The organism is Cupriavidus sp. 01L45 (assembly GCF_056399885.1).
Genome location: NZ_JBFTSG010000058.1, coordinates 18,364 through 35,175 on the forward strand (window position 1 = coordinate 18,364; position 16,812 = coordinate 35,175).

A 16,812-nucleotide genomic window follows, 5' to 3' on the forward strand; every position below is an offset into this window, starting at 1 on the left:
CAACAAGGTCAAGCTAAACCTTCACCTATTTGTCACCACAAGCCTTGACCGACCTACCGGACGGTCAACCTAACTGGCGCCGGCGGTTGATCTCGCTGACCAGCCATCGCATCCGGCTCTTGCCAGCCTCGTCCGCCGTACCCATTACCACCGACTGCTGCAGGCTGGCGAGTTCCCGCTGCAGCGGCCCCGCCAGCAGCTTGGCGATGGCCGCGTCGAATTCCTGCTCCGCCGGTTCCTCGTCGATCTCTTCGCGCAGTACCGCCGCACGCACATTGGCGTAGACCTCGGCATACGGCGACTGCGCCAGATGCTCGCTAAAGGCCGCGAAATTCACTTCACCCTGTAACTCGTCGCACGCGGACACCAGGTGCGACAGCACCTCGGCATCGGCTTGTTCATCCTCCAGCAGTAGCGCGCGGCTATCGGCGTCGAGCCGTCCGGAGAGCTGCGGATAGCACATCAGCAATTGCAGCACACGCTGCTCCAGCCCCGTGGGCGCCTGACGCTTGGTGCGCGGCCGCGGCTGGGCAAAGCGGCCGACCCGCGCCGGGTCGCTGGCCAGCCCGCAGACCGCCTCGATCTCGGCAGGCGTGGTGCCGGTAGCGTCGGCCAGTTCGCGCACGATCTGCAGGCGCAGGCCGCCGCTGGGCATGGCCTGCAGCAATGGCTTGGCCTCGTATTGAGCGCGGGCGCGGCCCTCTGGCTGGCGCAGCTCCTGGCCTTCCGTCACCACCTGCAACAGGAAGCGCGAGAGTGGCATGGCGTCGCGCACCTGGGCGGCGAAGGCATCGGTACCCTGCTCACGCACATAGCTGTCCGGATCGTGCTCGGTCGGCAGGAACAGGAAGCGGATGGTTTTGTTATCCGCCACATAGGGCAGGCATGCCTCCAGCGCCCGGCGCGCCGCGCGCCGCCCGGCGGCGTCGCCGTCGAACGAGAACACCACGGCGTCGGTCTGCCGCAACAGCTTTTGCACGTGCACGGGGGTGCAGGCCGTGCCCAGCGTGGCCACGGCGTTGGCAAAGCCCAGCTGAGCCAGTGCCACGACGTCCATATAGCCTTCGACCACCAGAACGTAGCCGGTTTCCCGGATCGCATGGCGTGCCTCGAATAAGCCATATAGCTCGGTACCCTTGCTGAACAGCGGGGTTTCCGGCGAGTTCAGGTACTTCGGTTCACCCTGCCCCATCACCCGGCCGCCGAAGCCAATCACCTGGCCCTTGGCATTGCGGATGGGAAACATGATGCGGTCGCGGAAGCGGTCGTAGCGGCGCGGCTTGCCGTCGGCGTCGCGCTTCTCGGCGCTTTCGATCATCAGGCCGGCTTCCACCAGCGGGCCGGCGATGGCGTCGTCGCGATAGCTGCCGAACACCGATTCCAGCCCCTGCCAGTCGTCAGGCGCATAGCCCAGCCCGAATTGCGCCGCGATCTCGCCGGTCAGGCCGCGGCCCTTGAGGTACTGGATCGCCTGGGGCGCGCTGCGCAGTTGCCGCCGGTAGAACTCGGTGGCGCGCGTCATGGCGTCGGTGAGCGCGAGCGAGCGCGCCTGCTGTTCGGCGCGCTGTGCCGGCGGCAGCCGGTCGCGGTCCTCGGGCACGGACAGGCCGACCGATTGCGCCAGTTCGCGCACCGCGTCGGGGTAGGACTGCCCGGAGTACTCCATCAGGAAGCCGATGGCCGAGCCATGCGCGCCGCACCCGAAGCAGTGGTAGAACTGCTTGGTCGGCGAGACGGTAAAGGACGGCGACTTCTCGTTGTGGAAGGGGCAAAGGCCCATGAAGTTGGCGCCGCCCTTCTTCAACTGCACGTACTTGCCCACCACATCGACTATGTCGACACGGTTGAGCAGGTCCTGAATGAAGGATTGCGGAATCACCCGGCTTGTCGTCCTCTGGCCAAACCGCCCGTTGCAGCGGGCGGCAATATTGTGAATGCGTGACCGGCACTGCGCTTTCCGGCTCTACAACACTACATTGTAGTGCAGACGCAACGGATTGCAGCCAGGGCCGGCGAGGGGTGTCGGATCAAAAGCGCTTTAAGACGCACTTCCAGCAAAAAGCCGGATCGGCGGCGACTGGCCCCGATCCAGCGGCTGCCAGAGCTAGCTCAGCGCGCCGTCAGGGCGGCCTTGACCAGCCCCGACACGGCAGTCATGTCGGCGCGGCCGGCCAGCTTGGCCTTGAGCACCGCCATGACCTTGCCCATGTCCTGCGGACCGGCGGCGCCGCTCTCCGCGACTGCGGCCTGTACTTCCGCGGCAATTTCGGCCTCCGACAGCGCGGCGGGCATATAGACCTTGAGCACATCGATTTCAGCGCTTTCCTTGTCCGCCAGGTCGATGCGGCCGGCTTGCGTGAACTGCGAGAGGGAGTCCTTGCGCTGCTTGACCAGCTTTTCGATCACGGCCAGCACGGCGGTGTCGTCGAGTTCGATGCGCTCGTCCACTTCCTTTTGCTTGATGGCCGCCAGCAGCAGCCGGATGGTGCCGAGGCGATCGGTTTCGCGGGCCCGCATGGCGGCCTTCATGTCATCAGTGATACGGGCTTTGAGGGACATGGCAATTTTTCCAGGAAAGTGTGGGCGGGACATTGCCGGCCGGGCGAAACGCGCCGGCCGTCGGACCGCCAATGCAAAAACCCGCCGGAGCCTTGCCCACAGCGGGTTTTGATGCAGAAGCGAAGGGTGCGTTCAGTACAGCTTCTTCGGCAGCATCTGGCTGCGGATGCGCTTGTAGTGGCGCTTCTCGGCGGCGGCCTTCTTGCGCTTGCGCTCGGCCGTCGGCTTTTCGTAAAACTCACGTGCCCGCAATTCAGTAATCAAGCCGTTCTTTTCGATGGTGCGCTTGAAACGACGCATGGCGACTTCAAACGGCTCGTTTTCTTTGAGGTGGATCGTGGTCATCTTGCTGAAATATGTAGCAGCTGTTGGCGGTTTTACGAAAGCTACAAGTGTAGCACACACACTGTCAAGCCCGCGTGGCGCAAATTTTCCGCCGTGCCGCCTAGGCCACTCCCGCCGTCGCGGCGCGTGCGTTTTCCGCAACGGCCTGGCCGGCAGCCACGCCCGATGCCCAGGCCCACTGGAAGTTGTAGCCACCCAGCCAGCCGGTCACATCGACCACCTCGCCGATGAAGTACAGGTTGGGYACCGTCCGGGCCATCATGGTGGCCGATGACAGGGCCCGGGTATCCACCCCGCCGAGCGTGACCTCGGCCTTGCGATAGCCCTCGGTCCCCGCCGGGATCAACTCCCAGCTATTCAGCGCGGCCCCGAGCCGGCGCAGTGCCTTGTCCGGCATATCATGCAGGGGCTGCGCGCCGTTCAGGCCGGCAGCGGCGCACCAGGCATCGGCCAGGCGGGCCGGCAGGCGTTCGGCCAGCAGGTTGGCCAGGTGCTTGCGGCTGCTGCCCTTTTGCGCAAGCAGCCACTCACTTGCGTCGTTGCCGTCGAACAGGTCGATGGCGATGGGCGTGCCCGGCCGCCAGAAGCTGGAAATCTGCAGCACGGCGGGACCGGACAAACCGCGATGGGTCCACAGCAAGTCCTCACGGAAAGCGCCGGCCGTCTTGCCGCCGCCCGTAGCGATATCGACTTCCATCGATACGCCGGCCAGCGGCGCGAATGGCGCCCAGCCCTGTCCGTCGAAGGTGAGCGGCACCAGCGCCGGGCGCGTCTCGACCACGCCCAGGCCGAACTGGCGGGCGACGCGGTAGCCCAGGTCGGTGGCGCCGATCTTGGGAATGGAAAGTCCTCCGGTGGCCACCACCAGCGCGCCGGCGCGGATTGGCCCATTCGCCGTCATCAGCAGGAAATCGTCGCCTTCGCGCCTGACCTCGTCCACGCTGCAGCCGGTGCGCCAGTGCACGCCGCCGGCGCCGCATTCGGCGCGCAGCATCTCGATCACCTGCTCGGCGCTATCGTTGCAGAAGAGCTGGCCGCGGTGCTTCTCGTGCCAGTCGATCTCATGGCGCCGCATCAGGTCGAGGAAGTCCTGCGGTGTATAGCGCGCCAGCGCCGAACGGCAGAAGTGCGGATTACCAGACAGGTAATTGGCGGGCCCGGCCTGCAGGTTGGTGAAATTGCAGCGCCCGCCGCCCGAAATGCGGATTTTCTCTGCCAGCTTCGTGGCATGGTCGATCAGCACCACGCTGGCACCGCCCTGGCCCGCCACGGCGGCGCACATCATGCCGRCGGCCCCGGCGCCAAGCACTGCCACATCGAAGCGCCCTGCGCGCGCGCCAGCGTGGCCGGTCTGTGCGGTCTGCTTGCTGCCCATGTTTTTCTTGCCTACTGAATGCCCGCTGAAGAAGCGGCGATTGTAGCGAAAAGCAGGGCAATCGCCGCTGTGCTACCCTGCTGGCCTCACGCCAGGCTGCCGGTCCGATGGTCCGCCGCCCGCGCCAACCCCTTGATTTGCCGGCTTCCTTTGGTACCGGCCTTAGCTTCCCCCCATGCTTGTCCTTGGCATCGAATCTTCCTGCGACGAAACCGGCCTCGCCCTTTATGACACCGAGGCCGGGCTGCTCACCCACGCCCTGCACTCGCAGATCGCCATGCATCGCGACTACGGCGGCGTCGTGCCTGAACTCGCCTCCCGCGACCACATCCGCCGCGTGCTGCCACTGCTGCGGCAGATACTCGACGAAGCCGGCCGCACCCGTAAGGACATCGATGCGATCGCCTTCACGCAGGGGCCCGGCCTGGCCGGCGCATTGCTGGTGGGCGCGTCGGTGGCCAACGCCCTGGGCTTTGCCCTGAACGTGCCGATGCTGGGCGTGCACCATCTCGAGGGCCACCTGCTGTCGCCGCTGCTGACGCGCGATCCGCCGCCGTTCCCTTTCGTGGCCCTGCTGGTTTCCGGCGGGCACACGCAGTTGATGGAAGTGCGCGGCATCGGCGACTACGCCTTGCTGGGCGAAACGCTGGACGATGCCGCCGGCGAGGCCTTCGACAAGACCGCCAAGCTGCTGGGCCTGAGCTACCCTGGCGGCCCCGAGGTATCGCGGCTGGCCGAGTTCGGCACGCCCGGCGCGTATGCCCTGCCCCGCCCGATGCTGCATTCGGGCAATCTCGATTTCTCCTTCGCCGGCCTCAAGACGGCGGTGCTGACGCAAACCCGCAAGCTGGGCAACGTTTGCGAGCAGGACCGGGCCAATCTGGCGCGCTCCTTTGTCGACGCCATCGTCGACGTGCTGGCGGCCAAGTCCATGGCAGCGCTCAAGCAGACCGGGCATCGCCGGCTGGTGGTGGCCGGCGGCGTGGGCGCCAACCGGCAGCTGCGCGAGCGCCTGGACCAGCTGGGCGCGCAGAAGAAGATCCAGGTCTACTACCCGGACCTGGCCTTCTGTACCGACAACGGGGCCATGATCGCCTTTGCCGGCGCGATGCGGCTGCAGGCCGCGCCCGAACTGGCGCAGCACAGCTACGGCTACGGCGTGACGCCGCGCTGGGAACTGTCGGATATTCGCCTGCCGGCACGCTAGTCTTCCGCCGCTAAGCCAACAAAAAAGCCACCTTCGCGGTGGCTTTCTTGTTGGCTGAAGCGCCGGCTTACCGCACCGTGCGCTTGTCGCGCTCGATCACGGCATAAGCGCTGTGGTTGTGGATGGACTCGAAATTCTCGGCCTCCAGCACATACGCCACGATGCGATCGTCCGCATTCAGGCGCATGGCGATGTCGCGCACCAGGTCCTCGACGAACTTGGGATTCTCGTAAGCGCGCTCGGTGACGAACTTCTCGTCCGGACGCTTGAGCAGGCCCCACAACTCGCACGAGGCTTCTTCCTCGGCCATGCGCACCAGCGCCTCCACGGGCAGGTCGCCCGCCAGCTCGACATTCATGGTGATATGCGAGCGCTGGTTGTGCGCGCCGTACTGCGAAATCTTCTTCGAGCACGGGCACAGGCTGGTGACCGGCACCAGGGCCTTCAGGAAGACCTTGGTGGCACCGCCGCGCACTTCACCGATCAGCGTGACTTCGTAGTCCATCAACGATTGCACGCCCGACACCGGCGCGATCTTGTTGATGAAATAGGGGAAGGTGACTTCGATGCGCCCGGCCTCGGCCTCCAGCTTGACCAGCATCTTGTCCAGCAGCGAACGGAAGGTCGCCAGTTCGAGCGGCTCGCGTTCTTCCTCGAGCAAGGCGACGAAGCGCGACATATGCGTGCCTTTCTGGTCGGCAGGCAGGTGCACGTCGAGGTTGAAGGTGCCTACCGTGGCCAGCACGCCGGCAGGTGTCTTCAGCGACAGGGGATAACGCACGCCCTTCACGCCCACCCGCTGGATCGGGATCTGGCGGGTATCGAGGCTCGACTGCACGTCGGGCATCACAAAGGCGGGATTGATGTCATTCATATTGATCAGGTTTCCTCTACGGTCGCGGCATTTTTCGCAGTCAACCTTGCCGCGCAACGAGTGTGAAACCGCGGGCGAGGGCAAGGGATGCCTTCCCGCAGCTGCGAACACAGAACTTGCGATTCTAAGGGAAATTGCCTGGTGCTGCCCATGAACGGGCGATACCCGCACGAACCATGCGGTGATAGCGGCAGAACGACAGTCGTACGATGACGAAACGCGAAGATTGCCGGCGCGCCCGCCTGCGGCGGGCACGCCGGCACCGGGATGGATCAGGCCGCGCGCGTGGCGACCGCCGCCTGAGTCAGCTTGAAGCGCTCGCGCACGGAGTGCTCGATGCCCTTGGCGTCGAGCCCGCATTGCGACAGCAGGAAGGCCGGATCGCCATGGTCGACGAAGCGGTCGGGCAGGCCAAGCTGCAGCACCGGCACGGCGATGCCGGCGGCGGCCAGCGCTTCAAGCACCGCGCTGCCCGCGCCACCCATCACACAGCCTTCTTCGACGGTGACGAGATAGTCGTGCTCGTCCGCCAGCTTCTTCACCAGTTCTTCGTCGAGCGGCTTGACGAAGCGCATGTTGGCCACCGAAGCATCGAGCGCCTCGGCTGCGCCCAAAGCCGGGTGCAGCATCGAGCCGAACGCCAGGAAGGCCACGCGCTGGCCGGCGCGCGCGCCGCCGGTACGGCGCATCTCGCCCTTGCCGACCGGCAGCGCGGTGAGCGCGGTCTCGGTCGCCACGCCGGCGCCGGCGCCGCGCGGATAGCGCACGGCGGTCGGGCAGTCCTGCTGGAAGGCCGTGGTCAGCAACTGGCGGCATTCGTTCTCGTCGGCCGGCGTCATCACCATCATATTGGGGATGCAGCGCAGGAAGGCGATGTCGTATGCGCCGGCGTGGGTGGCGCCATCGGCGCCCACCAGGCCCGCACGGTCGAGCGCGAACACCACCGGCAGGTTCTGCAGCGCCACGTCGTGGATCAGCTGGTCATAGCCGCGCTGCAGGAAGGTGGAGTAGATCGCCAGCACCGGCTTGAGGCCTTCGCAAGCCAGGCCGCCCGCGAACGTCACGGCGTGCTGCTCGGCGATGCCCACATCGTAGTAACGATTCGGAAAACGCTTTTCGAACTCCACCATGCCCGAGCCTTCGCGCATGGCCGGCGTCACGCCGACCAGCTTGGGATCGGCGGCAGCCATGTCGCACAGCCAATCGCCGAACACCTGGGTATAGGTCTTGCGGGCCGGCTTGGGCGACGGACGGATGCCTTCAGCCGGGTTGAACTTGCCGGGACCGTGGTAGAGGATCGGGTCGGCTTCGGCCAGCTTATAGCCCTGCCCTTTCTTGGTGACCACGTGCAGGAACTGCGGGCCGCCGCCCTCGAGGGCGCGCTGGCGGATGTTCTGCAGCGTCGGCACCAGCGACTCGAGATCGTGGCCATCGATCGGGCCGATGTAATTGAAGCCGAATTCCTCGAACAGCGTGGCCGGCACAACCATGCCCTTGGCATGTTCCTCGAAGCGCTTGGCGAACTCGAGCACCGGCGGGGCCACCGACAGCACCCGTTCGATGCCCTTCTTGGTGGCGGCGTAGAACTTGCCGCTCATCAGCCGAGCCAGGTGGTTGTTGAGCGCGCCGACTGGCGGCGAGATCGACATGTCGTTGTCGTTGAGCACCACCAGCAGCGGCAGGTCCTTGTAGACGCCGGCGTTGTTCATGGCTTCGAAGGCCATGCCGGCGGTCATCGCGCCATCGCCGATCACGGCGATGGAGACGCGCTTCTCGCCCAGCGTGCGGGCGCCCAGCGCCATGCCCAGCGCGGCCGAGATGGACGTGGAGGAATGCGCGGTGCCGAAGGTGTCGTATTCGCTTTCGCTGCGGCGCGGGAAACCCGAGATGCCGCCCCACTGGCGCAGCGAATGCATGCGATCGCGGCGCCCGGTCAGGATCTTGTGCGGATAGCTTTGGTGGCCGACGTCCCATACCACGCGGTCGTCCGGTGTATGGAAGACGTAGTGCAGCGCGATGGTCAGTTCGACCGTGCCAAGGTTGGACGACAGGTGGCCGCCGGTTTGCGACACCGATTCGAGCACGTAGGCGCGGAGTTCGTCGGCCAACGTCTTGAGCTGGCGGCGGTCCAGCCGGCGGAGGGCTGCGGGGTCGTCAATAGTTTTGAGCAGTGCGTAGGTCATGATGTCCGTTCGGCGGCCGGATTCTTGTGCCCGGTTGTCGGTTTTCCTGCTTGTCAATTCAGCTCGCGCTCAATTCGAGCGCAGCACGATGAGATCGGCCAGTTCGGCCAGGCGTCCGGCGCGCGCGCCGAAGCCTGCCAGCGCCTCGTGCGCGGTGGTCCGGAGCTGCCCGGCCAGCTGGCGGGCAGGTTCGAGTCCCATCAACGACACATAGGTCGGCTTGTCATGGGCCGCGTCCTTGCCGGCGGTCTTGCCCAGCGTGGCGGTATCCGCGGTCACGTCGAGGATATCGTCCACCACCTGGAACGCCAGGCCCACGGCCGCGGCATAGCGGTCGAGCGCGGCCATGCCTGCCTCGTCCACCGTCCCGCAATAGGCGCCCATGCGCACGCTGGCCCGCAACAAGGCACCGGTCTTCATGCGGTGCATTGCCTCGAGTTCGCCCAGCGACATCGCCAGGCCGACATGCTGCAGGTCGATTGCCTGCCCGCCCGCCATGCCGACCGAGCCCGAGGCCCGGGCCAGCTCGGCCACCAGGCGCAAGCGCGCGGCGGCGTCCAGTGAGGCAAGCGACGCCGACTCGGCCAGCACCACAAATGCCTGCGTTTGCAGCGCGTCGCCCACCAGCAGCGCCGTCGCTTCATCGTAGGCCTTGTGCACGGTAGGACGGCCGCGACGCAAATCGTCATCGTCCATGCAGGGCATATCGTCGTGCACCAGCGAGTACGCGTGGATCATCTCCACCGCACTGGCGGCCGCGTCGCAAGCCTCGGGCGCCGCACCGGCCACTTCGCCGGCCGCATGCACCAACAAGGGGCGTACACGCTTGCCGCCGCCGAGCACAGCATACCGCATGGCTTCGTGCAGCGTGCAAGGCACTGTTGCATTCGTGGGCAACGCGGCATCGAGCGCAGCCTCGGTCCTGGCGCCCTGGGCGCGCATCCAGGCGGCGAAATCGCCGGCTTCCACATTCTGGCGCGAGTCGCTCATTCCGCGTCTCCCTGGATGCCGGCTTCGGCGGGCATGGGCTTGAGGACGTCGCCTTCCAGCACCTTGACCTGCTGCTCCACGCGCTCGAGCATCTGTTGGCAGTACCGGACCAGTTCAGCCCCGCGCTTGTACGCCGCCAGCGAATCTTCCAGCGGCAATGCGCCACCTTCCATGCTGGCTACCAGCCCCTCCAGTTCGGCCATGGCGGCTTCGTAGGAGGCGGGCGGCGCGGAGGCGGACCGCTGGTCGGTCGCGRCCGGATCGGTCTGGGCCGGGGAGCTCGTTGTCTTTGGCATTGCGGACATGGAATCTGGGGAAGCAGGGATTTTACGCCAAAGCGAGGCGATGCCCGCATCCCTTGCATAGGGATGCCCCTCAGGCCGTTGCCCGAAAGTGACTTGTGCGCTTGGGTCGTCTTTCCGAATGCGCCCTGAACGGCACCTTCATGACGACCCGGGTCGACTTTTTCGCTAAAAAGGCAAAAAAATCAGTCCCTTAACTTTTTGCCTCGGGTACAATCCGCGGTTCGTCAGCGCGAACTAAATCCACTGGCCCGGAAGCGGACCAGCGCGCGGCTGACTGTCTTTCCCATATCGATTATCTTTTCGATGGTTGGGTTGTTCACTGCTTTCGCCTGTCATAGGGAGTGGGGATAATGTCCAATCTCAGCACCGCGCTGAAACTGGTGCCGGCTGATACGCAACTGCCCGTCAACGTCTACATCGACGAGGCACTGCACCAACAAGAACTGGAACTGCTGTTCAAGAAGGGCCCTGGCTATGTCGGCCATGAACTGATGATCCCCGAGCCGGGCGATTATCACGCGCTCGCGGCAGAGGATGAGGGCCGCATCCTGGTACGCAATGCCGACGGGATCGAGCTCATGTCCAACGTCTGCCGCCACCGGCAGGCCATCATGCTCAACGGCCGCGGCAATGCGAAAAACATTGTCTGCCCCTTGCACCGCTGGACCTACGACCTGAAGGGCGAACTGCTCGGCGCACCGCATTTCGCCGAGCAGCCGTGCGTCCACCTGAAACGCTCGCCGCTGCAAAACTGGAACGGCCTGCTGTTCGAGGGCGAGCGCGATGTGCGTGCCGACCTGGCGCGCCTGGGCGTGGCCGAGGACCTGAACTTCGACGGCTACCTGCTCGACCACGTCGAGATCCACGAGTGCAACTACAACTGGAAGACCTTCATCGAGGTCTATCTGGAGGACTACCACGTCGTACCGTTCCACCCGGGCCTGGGCAGCTTTGTCTCCTGCGACGACCTGAGCTGGGAGTTCGGCGACTGGCACAGCGTCCAGACGGTGGGACTGCACGCCGGCCTCAAGCGCCCCGGCAGCCCCACGTACCAGAAGTGGCATGAGGCTGTCCTGCGCTTTAACAACGGCGTGCTGCCCAAGTACGGCGCGATCTGGCTCACCTACTACCCCAACATCATGGTGGAGTGGTACCCGAACGTGCTGGTGATATCGACCCTGCACCCGCTCGGGCCGAACAAGACGCGCAATGTCGTGGAGTTCTACTACCCCGAGGAAATCGTGCTGTTCGAGCGCGAGTTCGTCGAGGCGGAGCGCGCAGCGTATATGGAAACCTGCATCGAGGACGACGAGATCGCCGAGCGCATGGACGCCGGGCGCCGCGCACTGGCAAAGCGTGGCGTCAGCGAAACAGGACCCTACCAGTCGCCGATGGAAGACGGCATGCAGCACTTTCATGAATGGTATCGCCGCGCCATGTCCTTTACCGGCTGACCGGCGGGACAAGGCTTTGCGGGCCGCACAGGCATCGCGGCGAACAAAACGGACCGCCCGGGCGGTCCGTTTTGCGTTTGGTGCGGTGCACTCGCGCTGCTACAATCGCCGCTTCCGGTGTGCGCCCGGCGCCTCGCCGTCCCTGCACCGGCCATTCGCTTCGCGCGAAGCCTTTCGCGATGCCGCCCTGTTTGTCCATCACCAGGCGCGGCTCGCGCGCTGTTCATTCTTCCTTTCGCCTCGCCATGCAATCGCTCTGGATGCTGTTCGCCGCCTTCGCCTTTTCGTTGATGGGGGTGGGCGTCAAGCTGGCGTCCGAGTTCTATGCCACCGGCGAGATCGTGTTCTACCGCAGCCTGATCGGCGTGATCATCATGTGGACGGTGCTGGCTTCGTCGGGTACCTCGGTACGCACGCCGCATATGTCCATGCACATCAAGCGCAGCCTGTTCGGCGTGACCGCCCTGCTGCTGTGGTTCACCTCGATCACCATGCTGCCCCTGGCCACGGCGATGACCCTGAACTACATGTCGCCAGTCTGGATCGCGCTGATCCTGGGCGCCGGCGCCGCGCTGGCGGGCACGGGCGGCGCAGACCGCAAGCTGATCGGCGCCATCCTGATGTCGTTCGCCGGCGTGCTGTGCCTGCTGCAGCCGTCCGTCGGCCACAACCAGCTCACCGGCGGCCTGATCGGCCTTATCTCCGGCATCTTCACCGCGCTGGCCTATGTCGAGGTGCGCCAGCTCGGCCAGCTGGGCGAGCCCGAAGGCCGCATCGTGTTCTATTTCTCGGCAGTCGGGATGGTGGTGGGCCTGGCCTGGATGCTGCTCACCGGCCCAAGCGCCCACACCTGGCATGGGGCGGGCCTGCTGCTGGCCATCGGCATCCTTGCCACGCTCGGGCAGACCGCGATGACGCGCGCCTACAAGCGCGGCAACACGCTGCTCACCGCCAACCTGCAATACGCCGGCATTGTGTTCTCCAGCTTCTGGGGCATGATCATCTGGCGCGACCAGCTCAACTGGCTGTCCTGGGTGGGCATGGCGCTGATCATCGCGAGCGGCATCGCCACCACCCTGACCCGGGCCCGCGAAAGCTCCAACAAGCAGCCGACCGCCGATACCCCGGTCAAGTCCCCCGAGGCGGAAGTGCACCCCGAGGTGTAGCATCGAAGGTGGCGAACGGTGCTCACCCGCCGATGCCGTACAGCCCTCCCAACCCAAGGTTATGCCATGTTCACCACCCTGATCTCCAGCCAGGACCTGCGCGCGCTGCGCGAAGACAGCAGCCGCCACAGCGTCGTGATTGACTGCAGCTTCGACCTGGCCAACCCCGCCGCCGGACGCGATGCCTACCATGTGGGCCACCTGCCGGGCGCCTTCTACCTGCACCTGGACAACGAATTGTCCGGCGAGAAGACGGGGAGCAACGGCCGCCACCCCTTGCCCGATCCCAATACGCTGGCCGCGCGCCTGCGCGCGCTCGGCGTGAATGAAGACACCCAGGTCATCGCCTACGATGCGCAGGGCGGCATGTACGCGGCACGCGCCTGGTGGCTGCTGCGCTGGCTGGGCCACGGCGCGGTGGCGGTACTGGATGGTGGCAAGAACGCATGGGTGGCAGCCGGCCTGCCGCTCGAGGCCGGCAATACGCCGGACCCCGAAACGCCCGGCAACCTGATGCGCAAGGCCTCGCTGGTGCCCACGGTGGATGCCGACGCGGTGCTGGCCAACCTGGCAAACCCGACGCGGCTGGTGGTGGATGCCCGCGCAGCGGACCGTTTCCGCGGCGAGAACGAAACGCTCGATCCCGTCGGCGGGCATATCCCTGGCGCGGTCAACCGCTTCTTCAAGGACAACCTGGAAGGCAATGGCAGCTTCAAGCCGGCCGCCACGCTGAAGCAGGAGTTCGGCCAGGTGCTGGCCGGAACGCCGGCCAGCGAGGCGGTCATGCAATGCGGCTCGGGCGTGACCGCCTGCCACAACCTGCTGGCGCTGGAGGTGGCGGGCTTGCCGGGCGCCGCGCTCTATCCGGGCTCCTGGAGCGAGTGGTGCGCCGACCCGGCGCGGCCGGTGGCGAGCGGCGCCTGAACGCGGGCGTCCTTATCTGGCGGGAGCCGCCACGCCGTGCGCATGGGCATGGCCATGCGCCTCGTGCACGCCATTGGTGATGAAGAAGATCGCGCAAATCCCGGTGGCCACCAGCACTACCTGGATGATCGACTCGCGCCAGCGCGGCTTGCGCTGCATCTGCGGCATCAGGTCGCTGACGGCGATATAGACGAAGCTGCTCGATGCGATCACCAGCACATAGGGAATCCAGCCGCTCATCTGGTCGAGCAGGAAGTAGCCCACCACGCCGCCGGCAATGGCAGCCAGGCTGGACAGCAGGTTGAAGGCAAAGGCGCGCGCCTTGGAGAACCCCGCGTTGAGCAACACGATGAAATCGCCCACTTCCTGCGGGATCTCGTGGGCGGCAATGGCCAGCGCGGTGACCAGGCCGATATGCGGATCGGCCAGGAAGGCGGCGGCGATCACGATGCCATCGGCAAAGTTGTGGAAGGTATCGCCCACCAGGATGGCCATGCCGCTGCGGCCGGCTTCCTCGCGGTCGTGGCCGTGATGGTGGTGGTGCCCGTCGCCTTCGTGATGGTGCGAGTGGCGCAGCAGCGCGACCTTCTCCAGCAGGAAGAAGCCGAGCAGGCCGGCCAGCAGGGTGCCGAACAAGGCACGCGGATCGGCGCCCGATTCGAAGGCCTCCGGCAGGGAGTGCAGCAGCGCCGTGGCCAGCAGCACGCCTACCGAGAAGCTCACCATGCGCTCGACCACGCGCGAGGCTACCGTCAGCGACAGCAGCGCCGCCCCCAGGATACTGCCCACCCCCGAGATGGTGGCGGCAAGCAGGATGTAGACAAGCGTGGAATGGATGATGGGCTCCCGGGACCGGCTATCCGCTCAACAGTAGCGGCACCGACCTTAGACGCAACACTGTTGCAAGAAACGAAGCACGCATTGTACGTAGATTGGCGCCGACTTTGCAAATCCTGCGGCACAAGCCGTATTTGCCGCTCGCTCCGCCGGCGCCAGGATTCAACGCAAGCTATCGCACCGCCCTACACACCGTGTTGCTTGAACCACGCCAGGCAGCGCTGCCAGCCATCCTTGGCGTCGGCTTCCCGGTAGCTGGGCCGGTAGTCCGCATTGAAGGCATGGCCGGATTCCGGATAGACCACGAAGGTGGAGGCCTTGGCAAAGGGATCGCTCGATGCCGCCAGCGTCGCCTTCATTTTCTCGACCTGTTCCTGCGTGATGCCGGTGTCCTTTCCGCCATAGAGGCCCAGCACCGGCACCTTGAGCTGGCTGGCCAGGTCGATCGGATTCCTGGGCTTGACCGGGGTCGGCTCGCCCACCAGCTGGCCATACCAGGCCACGCCCGTCTTGACCTGCTGACTATGCGCAGCGTACAGCCAGGTGATGCGTCCGCCCCAGCAAAAACCGGTGATGGCCAGTCTGCTGGCATTGCCGCCGTTGGCCTTGGCCCAGGCCACCGCTGCGTCGAGATCGCCCATGACCTGCTCATCCGGCACCTTGGAAATCAGCTTGGACTGCAGTTCCTGGATGGTGCCGAAGCTGCTGGGATCGCCCTGGCGCGCGAACAACTCCGGCGCGATGGCGAGGTAGCCCAGCTTGGCGAAGCGCCGGCAGATATCGGCGATATGTTCGTGCACGCCGAAGATCTCGCTCACCACCAGTATCACCGGCAGGTTGGTCTTGCCTTCCGGCTGGGCGCGATAGGCGGGCATATTGAAGCCGCCCGAGGCAATGGTGACCTCGCCGGCGGTGAGGCCGGCGAAATCGGTCTTGATGGCCTGCGCCATCACGGGCATGGCGGCCGCGGCAAATGCCGAGCCCAGCGCTGTCTTGACGAAGGCGCGGCGGTCATAGGACTGGCCGGGTACGAGGCTTTCCACTTCTGGCTTCAGCATGCGGTCTCCTGTTTGGCTTGGATGGCGAATCCGGGTGGGCAAGACATGGGGCGGCGCTGCCGGTCAATACTGGCAGCGCCGGGAGTCCGATTCTAAGCAAACATGGAGTTCAGCGCACGCGGCCGGCAAGAGGGGCGAACCTCGCCCTAACACGGCTCATGCGGCTCATGCGGCTCAACTTAGTGCAGCTTGACGCGCGGGCTGGTCTTGCTGCGCAGCCAGTGGGTCACGGTATCCAGTCCCATGCCCACGGCACCGTGCAGCGCCATGACATGCATGCGGTACAAGGAGGTGTACATCACCCGGGCCATGAGGCCTTCGATGAACATCGAGCCGCCGATCAGGCCGCCCATCAGGCTGCCGACCGCGCTGAAGTGCCCCAGCGACACCAGCGAGCCCAGATCCTTGAAGGCGAACGACGGCAGCGGCTTACCGGCCAGCCGCGCGCGCAGCGCGTTGTAGAGGAACACGGCTTGCTGGTGCGCGGCCTGGGCACGCGGCGGCACGGTGCCCTGTTTCTCGGGCCAGGGGCAGCTGGCGCAATCGCCGAAGGCGAAGATATCGGGATCGGCTTCGCTTTGCAGCGTGGGCTTGACCACGATCTGCCCCATCCGGCTCACCGGCAGGCCAAGCGTGGAGAGCACCGGCGGCGCGGTGATGCCCGCGGCCCACACCGTCAGGTCGGCATCGATGTGCTTGCCGCTGGCGGTCAGCACCGCATCCTCCGTGACTTCGGTGACGCGCTCGGCGGTGAGGACCTCAATGTCGAGCTTGTGAAGCAGTTTGGTGGTTTCCGCGGAAACCCGCTCGGAAAGCGCGGGCAGGATGCGCGGGCCGGCCTCGACCACGTGGATGCGCACGTCGCGGCGCGGATCCAGCTGATGCAGCCCGTAGGCGCTGAGCACATGCGCGGTGTTGCGCAACTCGGCCGAGAGTTCGACGCCGGTAGCGCCGGCCCCGATGATGGCGACATCCACGCGCGGGCGGCCGTCGTCGCCGATGCGCCCGCGTCCGTTCTGGGCGCGCACGCAGGCCGAGATCAGCTTGCGGCGGAAGCGTTCCGCCTGGTCCACGGTGTCGAGCGCGATGGCGTTGCCCGCGGCGCCGGGCACGCCGAAGAAATGCGTCACGCAGCCGATGGCCAGTACCAGGGTGTCGTAGGGCAGTTCGCGCGCGGGCAGCAGCTCCGTGCCGTCGAGGTCGACGCAGGCCGCCACCGCGATGGTCTTGCGGGTGCGGTCGATGCCGGTCAGCTCGCCTTGCTGGAACTCGAAATGGTGCCAGCGCGCCTGCGCTACGTATTCCAGCTGATGGGTGTGGGGATCCATGCTGCCGGCGGCGACTTCATGCAGCAGCGGTTTCCAGATATGCGTGGGGGAGCGGTCCACCAGTACCACCTGCGCGGCCCCGCTCTTGCCGAGCTTGTCGCCCAGCCGCGTGACCAGTTCCAGACCGCCTGCTCCTCCTCCGACTACGATGATTCGATGCGCCCTTCCCTCTGTGCTCATGATCTACCCAGTGTCGTCGATATTCTT

15 protein-coding genes are annotated in these 16,812 nt (G+C 65.9%); 4 read left to right on the top strand and 11 right to left on the bottom strand.

The genetic code is table 11. The features are described from left to right. Window positions 1-64 precede the first annotated feature (64 nt). The 4 genes from dnaG to AC1DT6_RS31880 all read right to left on the bottom strand — a co-directional run bounded on the left by dnaG (window position 65) and on the right by AC1DT6_RS31880 (window position 4,279). Window positions 65-1,879, bottom strand: a complete 1,815-nt coding sequence (gene dnaG, locus AC1DT6_RS31865; protein WP_441631552.1) for a DNA primase — start codon at window positions 1,877-1,879, stop codon at window positions 65-67. Between the two features lie 230 nt (window positions 1,880-2,109). Then, a complete protein-coding gene (locus tag AC1DT6_RS31870) occupies window positions 2,110-2,559 on the bottom strand; it encodes a GatB/YqeY domain-containing protein (protein WP_441631554.1) in 450 nt (149 codons plus the stop codon). Window positions 2,560-2,691: 132 nt separating this feature from the next. Continuing rightward, the gene (gene rpsU, locus AC1DT6_RS31875) at window positions 2,692-2,904 is read right to left on the bottom strand and encodes a 30S ribosomal protein S21 (RefSeq protein ID WP_035866409.1); all 213 of its coding nucleotides are present in this window, start codon (window positions 2,902-2,904) and stop codon (window positions 2,692-2,694) included. Window positions 2,905-3,004: 100 nt separating this feature from the next. Then, a complete protein-coding gene (locus AC1DT6_RS31880; protein WP_477115202.1) occupies window positions 3,005-4,279 on the bottom strand; it encodes a BaiN/RdsA family NAD(P)/FAD-dependent oxidoreductase in 1,275 nt (424 codons plus the stop codon). 175 nt (window positions 4,280-4,454) lie between these two features. Between AC1DT6_RS31880 and tsaD the strand changes: the two genes are divergently transcribed. Next, entirely contained in the window at window positions 4,455-5,486 is a 1,032-nt protein-coding gene (gene tsaD, locus AC1DT6_RS31885; protein WP_441631558.1) for a tRNA (adenosine(37)-N6)-threonylcarbamoyltransferase complex transferase subunit TsaD, read from the top strand. Between the two features lie 67 nt (window positions 5,487-5,553). On the opposite strand, the gene folE2 is transcribed toward tsaD, so the two are convergent. The 4 genes from folE2 to AC1DT6_RS31905 form a co-directional block, all read right to left on the bottom strand. Continuing rightward, complete coding sequence (folE2, locus tag AC1DT6_RS31890; protein WP_035866417.1) at window positions 5,554-6,360, bottom strand: GTP cyclohydrolase FolE2; 807 nt, start codon at window positions 6,358-6,360, stop codon at window positions 5,554-5,556. 272 nt (window positions 6,361-6,632) lie between these two features. Continuing rightward, a complete protein-coding gene (gene dxs / locus AC1DT6_RS31895; RefSeq protein WP_441631561.1) occupies window positions 6,633-8,543 on the bottom strand; it encodes a 1-deoxy-D-xylulose-5-phosphate synthase in 1,911 nt (636 codons plus the stop codon). Between the two features lie 69 nt (window positions 8,544-8,612). After that, window positions 8,613-9,533 carry a polyprenyl synthetase family protein gene (locus tag AC1DT6_RS31900; RefSeq protein ID WP_035866425.1) on the bottom strand — a complete coding sequence of 307 codons (921 nt, stop codon included), beginning with the start codon at window positions 9,531-9,533 and terminating at the stop codon, window positions 8,613-8,615. Then, window positions 9,530-9,829 (bottom strand): exodeoxyribonuclease VII small subunit, encoded by a 300-nt coding sequence (locus AC1DT6_RS31905; RefSeq protein WP_477115205.1) that lies wholly within the window; start codon window positions 9,827-9,829, stop codon window positions 9,530-9,532. Before AC1DT6_RS31905 ends, AC1DT6_RS31900 begins: the two co-directional genes overlap by 4 nt. A gap of 359 nt (window positions 9,830-10,188) precedes the next feature. Here AC1DT6_RS31905 and AC1DT6_RS31910 point away from each other — a divergent pair, with 359 nt between their 5' ends. From AC1DT6_RS31910 to AC1DT6_RS31920, 3 genes are all read left to right on the top strand, one after another. Further along, window positions 10,189-11,292 (top strand): aromatic ring-hydroxylating oxygenase subunit alpha, encoded by a 1,104-nt coding sequence (locus AC1DT6_RS31910; RefSeq protein ID WP_035866432.1) that lies wholly within the window; start codon window positions 10,189-10,191, stop codon window positions 11,290-11,292. Window positions 11,293-11,537: 245 nt separating this feature from the next. Beyond that, window positions 11,538-12,458 (top strand): DMT family transporter, encoded by a 921-nt coding sequence (locus tag AC1DT6_RS31915; RefSeq protein WP_035866435.1) that lies wholly within the window; start codon window positions 11,538-11,540, stop codon window positions 12,456-12,458. Window positions 12,459-12,524: 66 nt separating this feature from the next. Then, entirely contained in the window at window positions 12,525-13,382 is an 858-nt protein-coding gene (locus AC1DT6_RS31920) for a sulfurtransferase (RefSeq protein ID WP_441631564.1), read from the top strand. 12 nt (window positions 13,383-13,394) lie between these two features. Here the strand turns inward: AC1DT6_RS31920 and AC1DT6_RS31925 are convergent, their stop codons facing one another. From AC1DT6_RS31925 to AC1DT6_RS31935, 3 genes are all read right to left on the bottom strand, one after another. Further along, on the bottom strand, window positions 13,395-14,222 hold the full coding sequence (locus AC1DT6_RS31925; protein ID WP_276286147.1) for a ZIP family metal transporter: 828 nt from the start codon (window positions 14,220-14,222) through the stop codon (window positions 13,395-13,397). A gap of 182 nt (window positions 14,223-14,404) precedes the next feature. After that, window positions 14,405-15,277 (bottom strand): dienelactone hydrolase family protein, encoded by an 873-nt coding sequence (locus AC1DT6_RS31930; RefSeq protein ID WP_477102292.1) that lies wholly within the window; start codon window positions 15,275-15,277, stop codon window positions 14,405-14,407. 179 nt (window positions 15,278-15,456) lie between these two features. Next, window positions 15,457-16,785 carry an NAD(P)/FAD-dependent oxidoreductase gene (locus tag AC1DT6_RS31935; RefSeq protein WP_441631568.1) on the bottom strand — a complete coding sequence of 443 codons (1,329 nt, stop codon included), beginning with the start codon at window positions 16,783-16,785 and terminating at the stop codon, window positions 15,457-15,459. Between the last annotated feature and the right edge of the window lie 27 nt (window positions 16,786-16,812).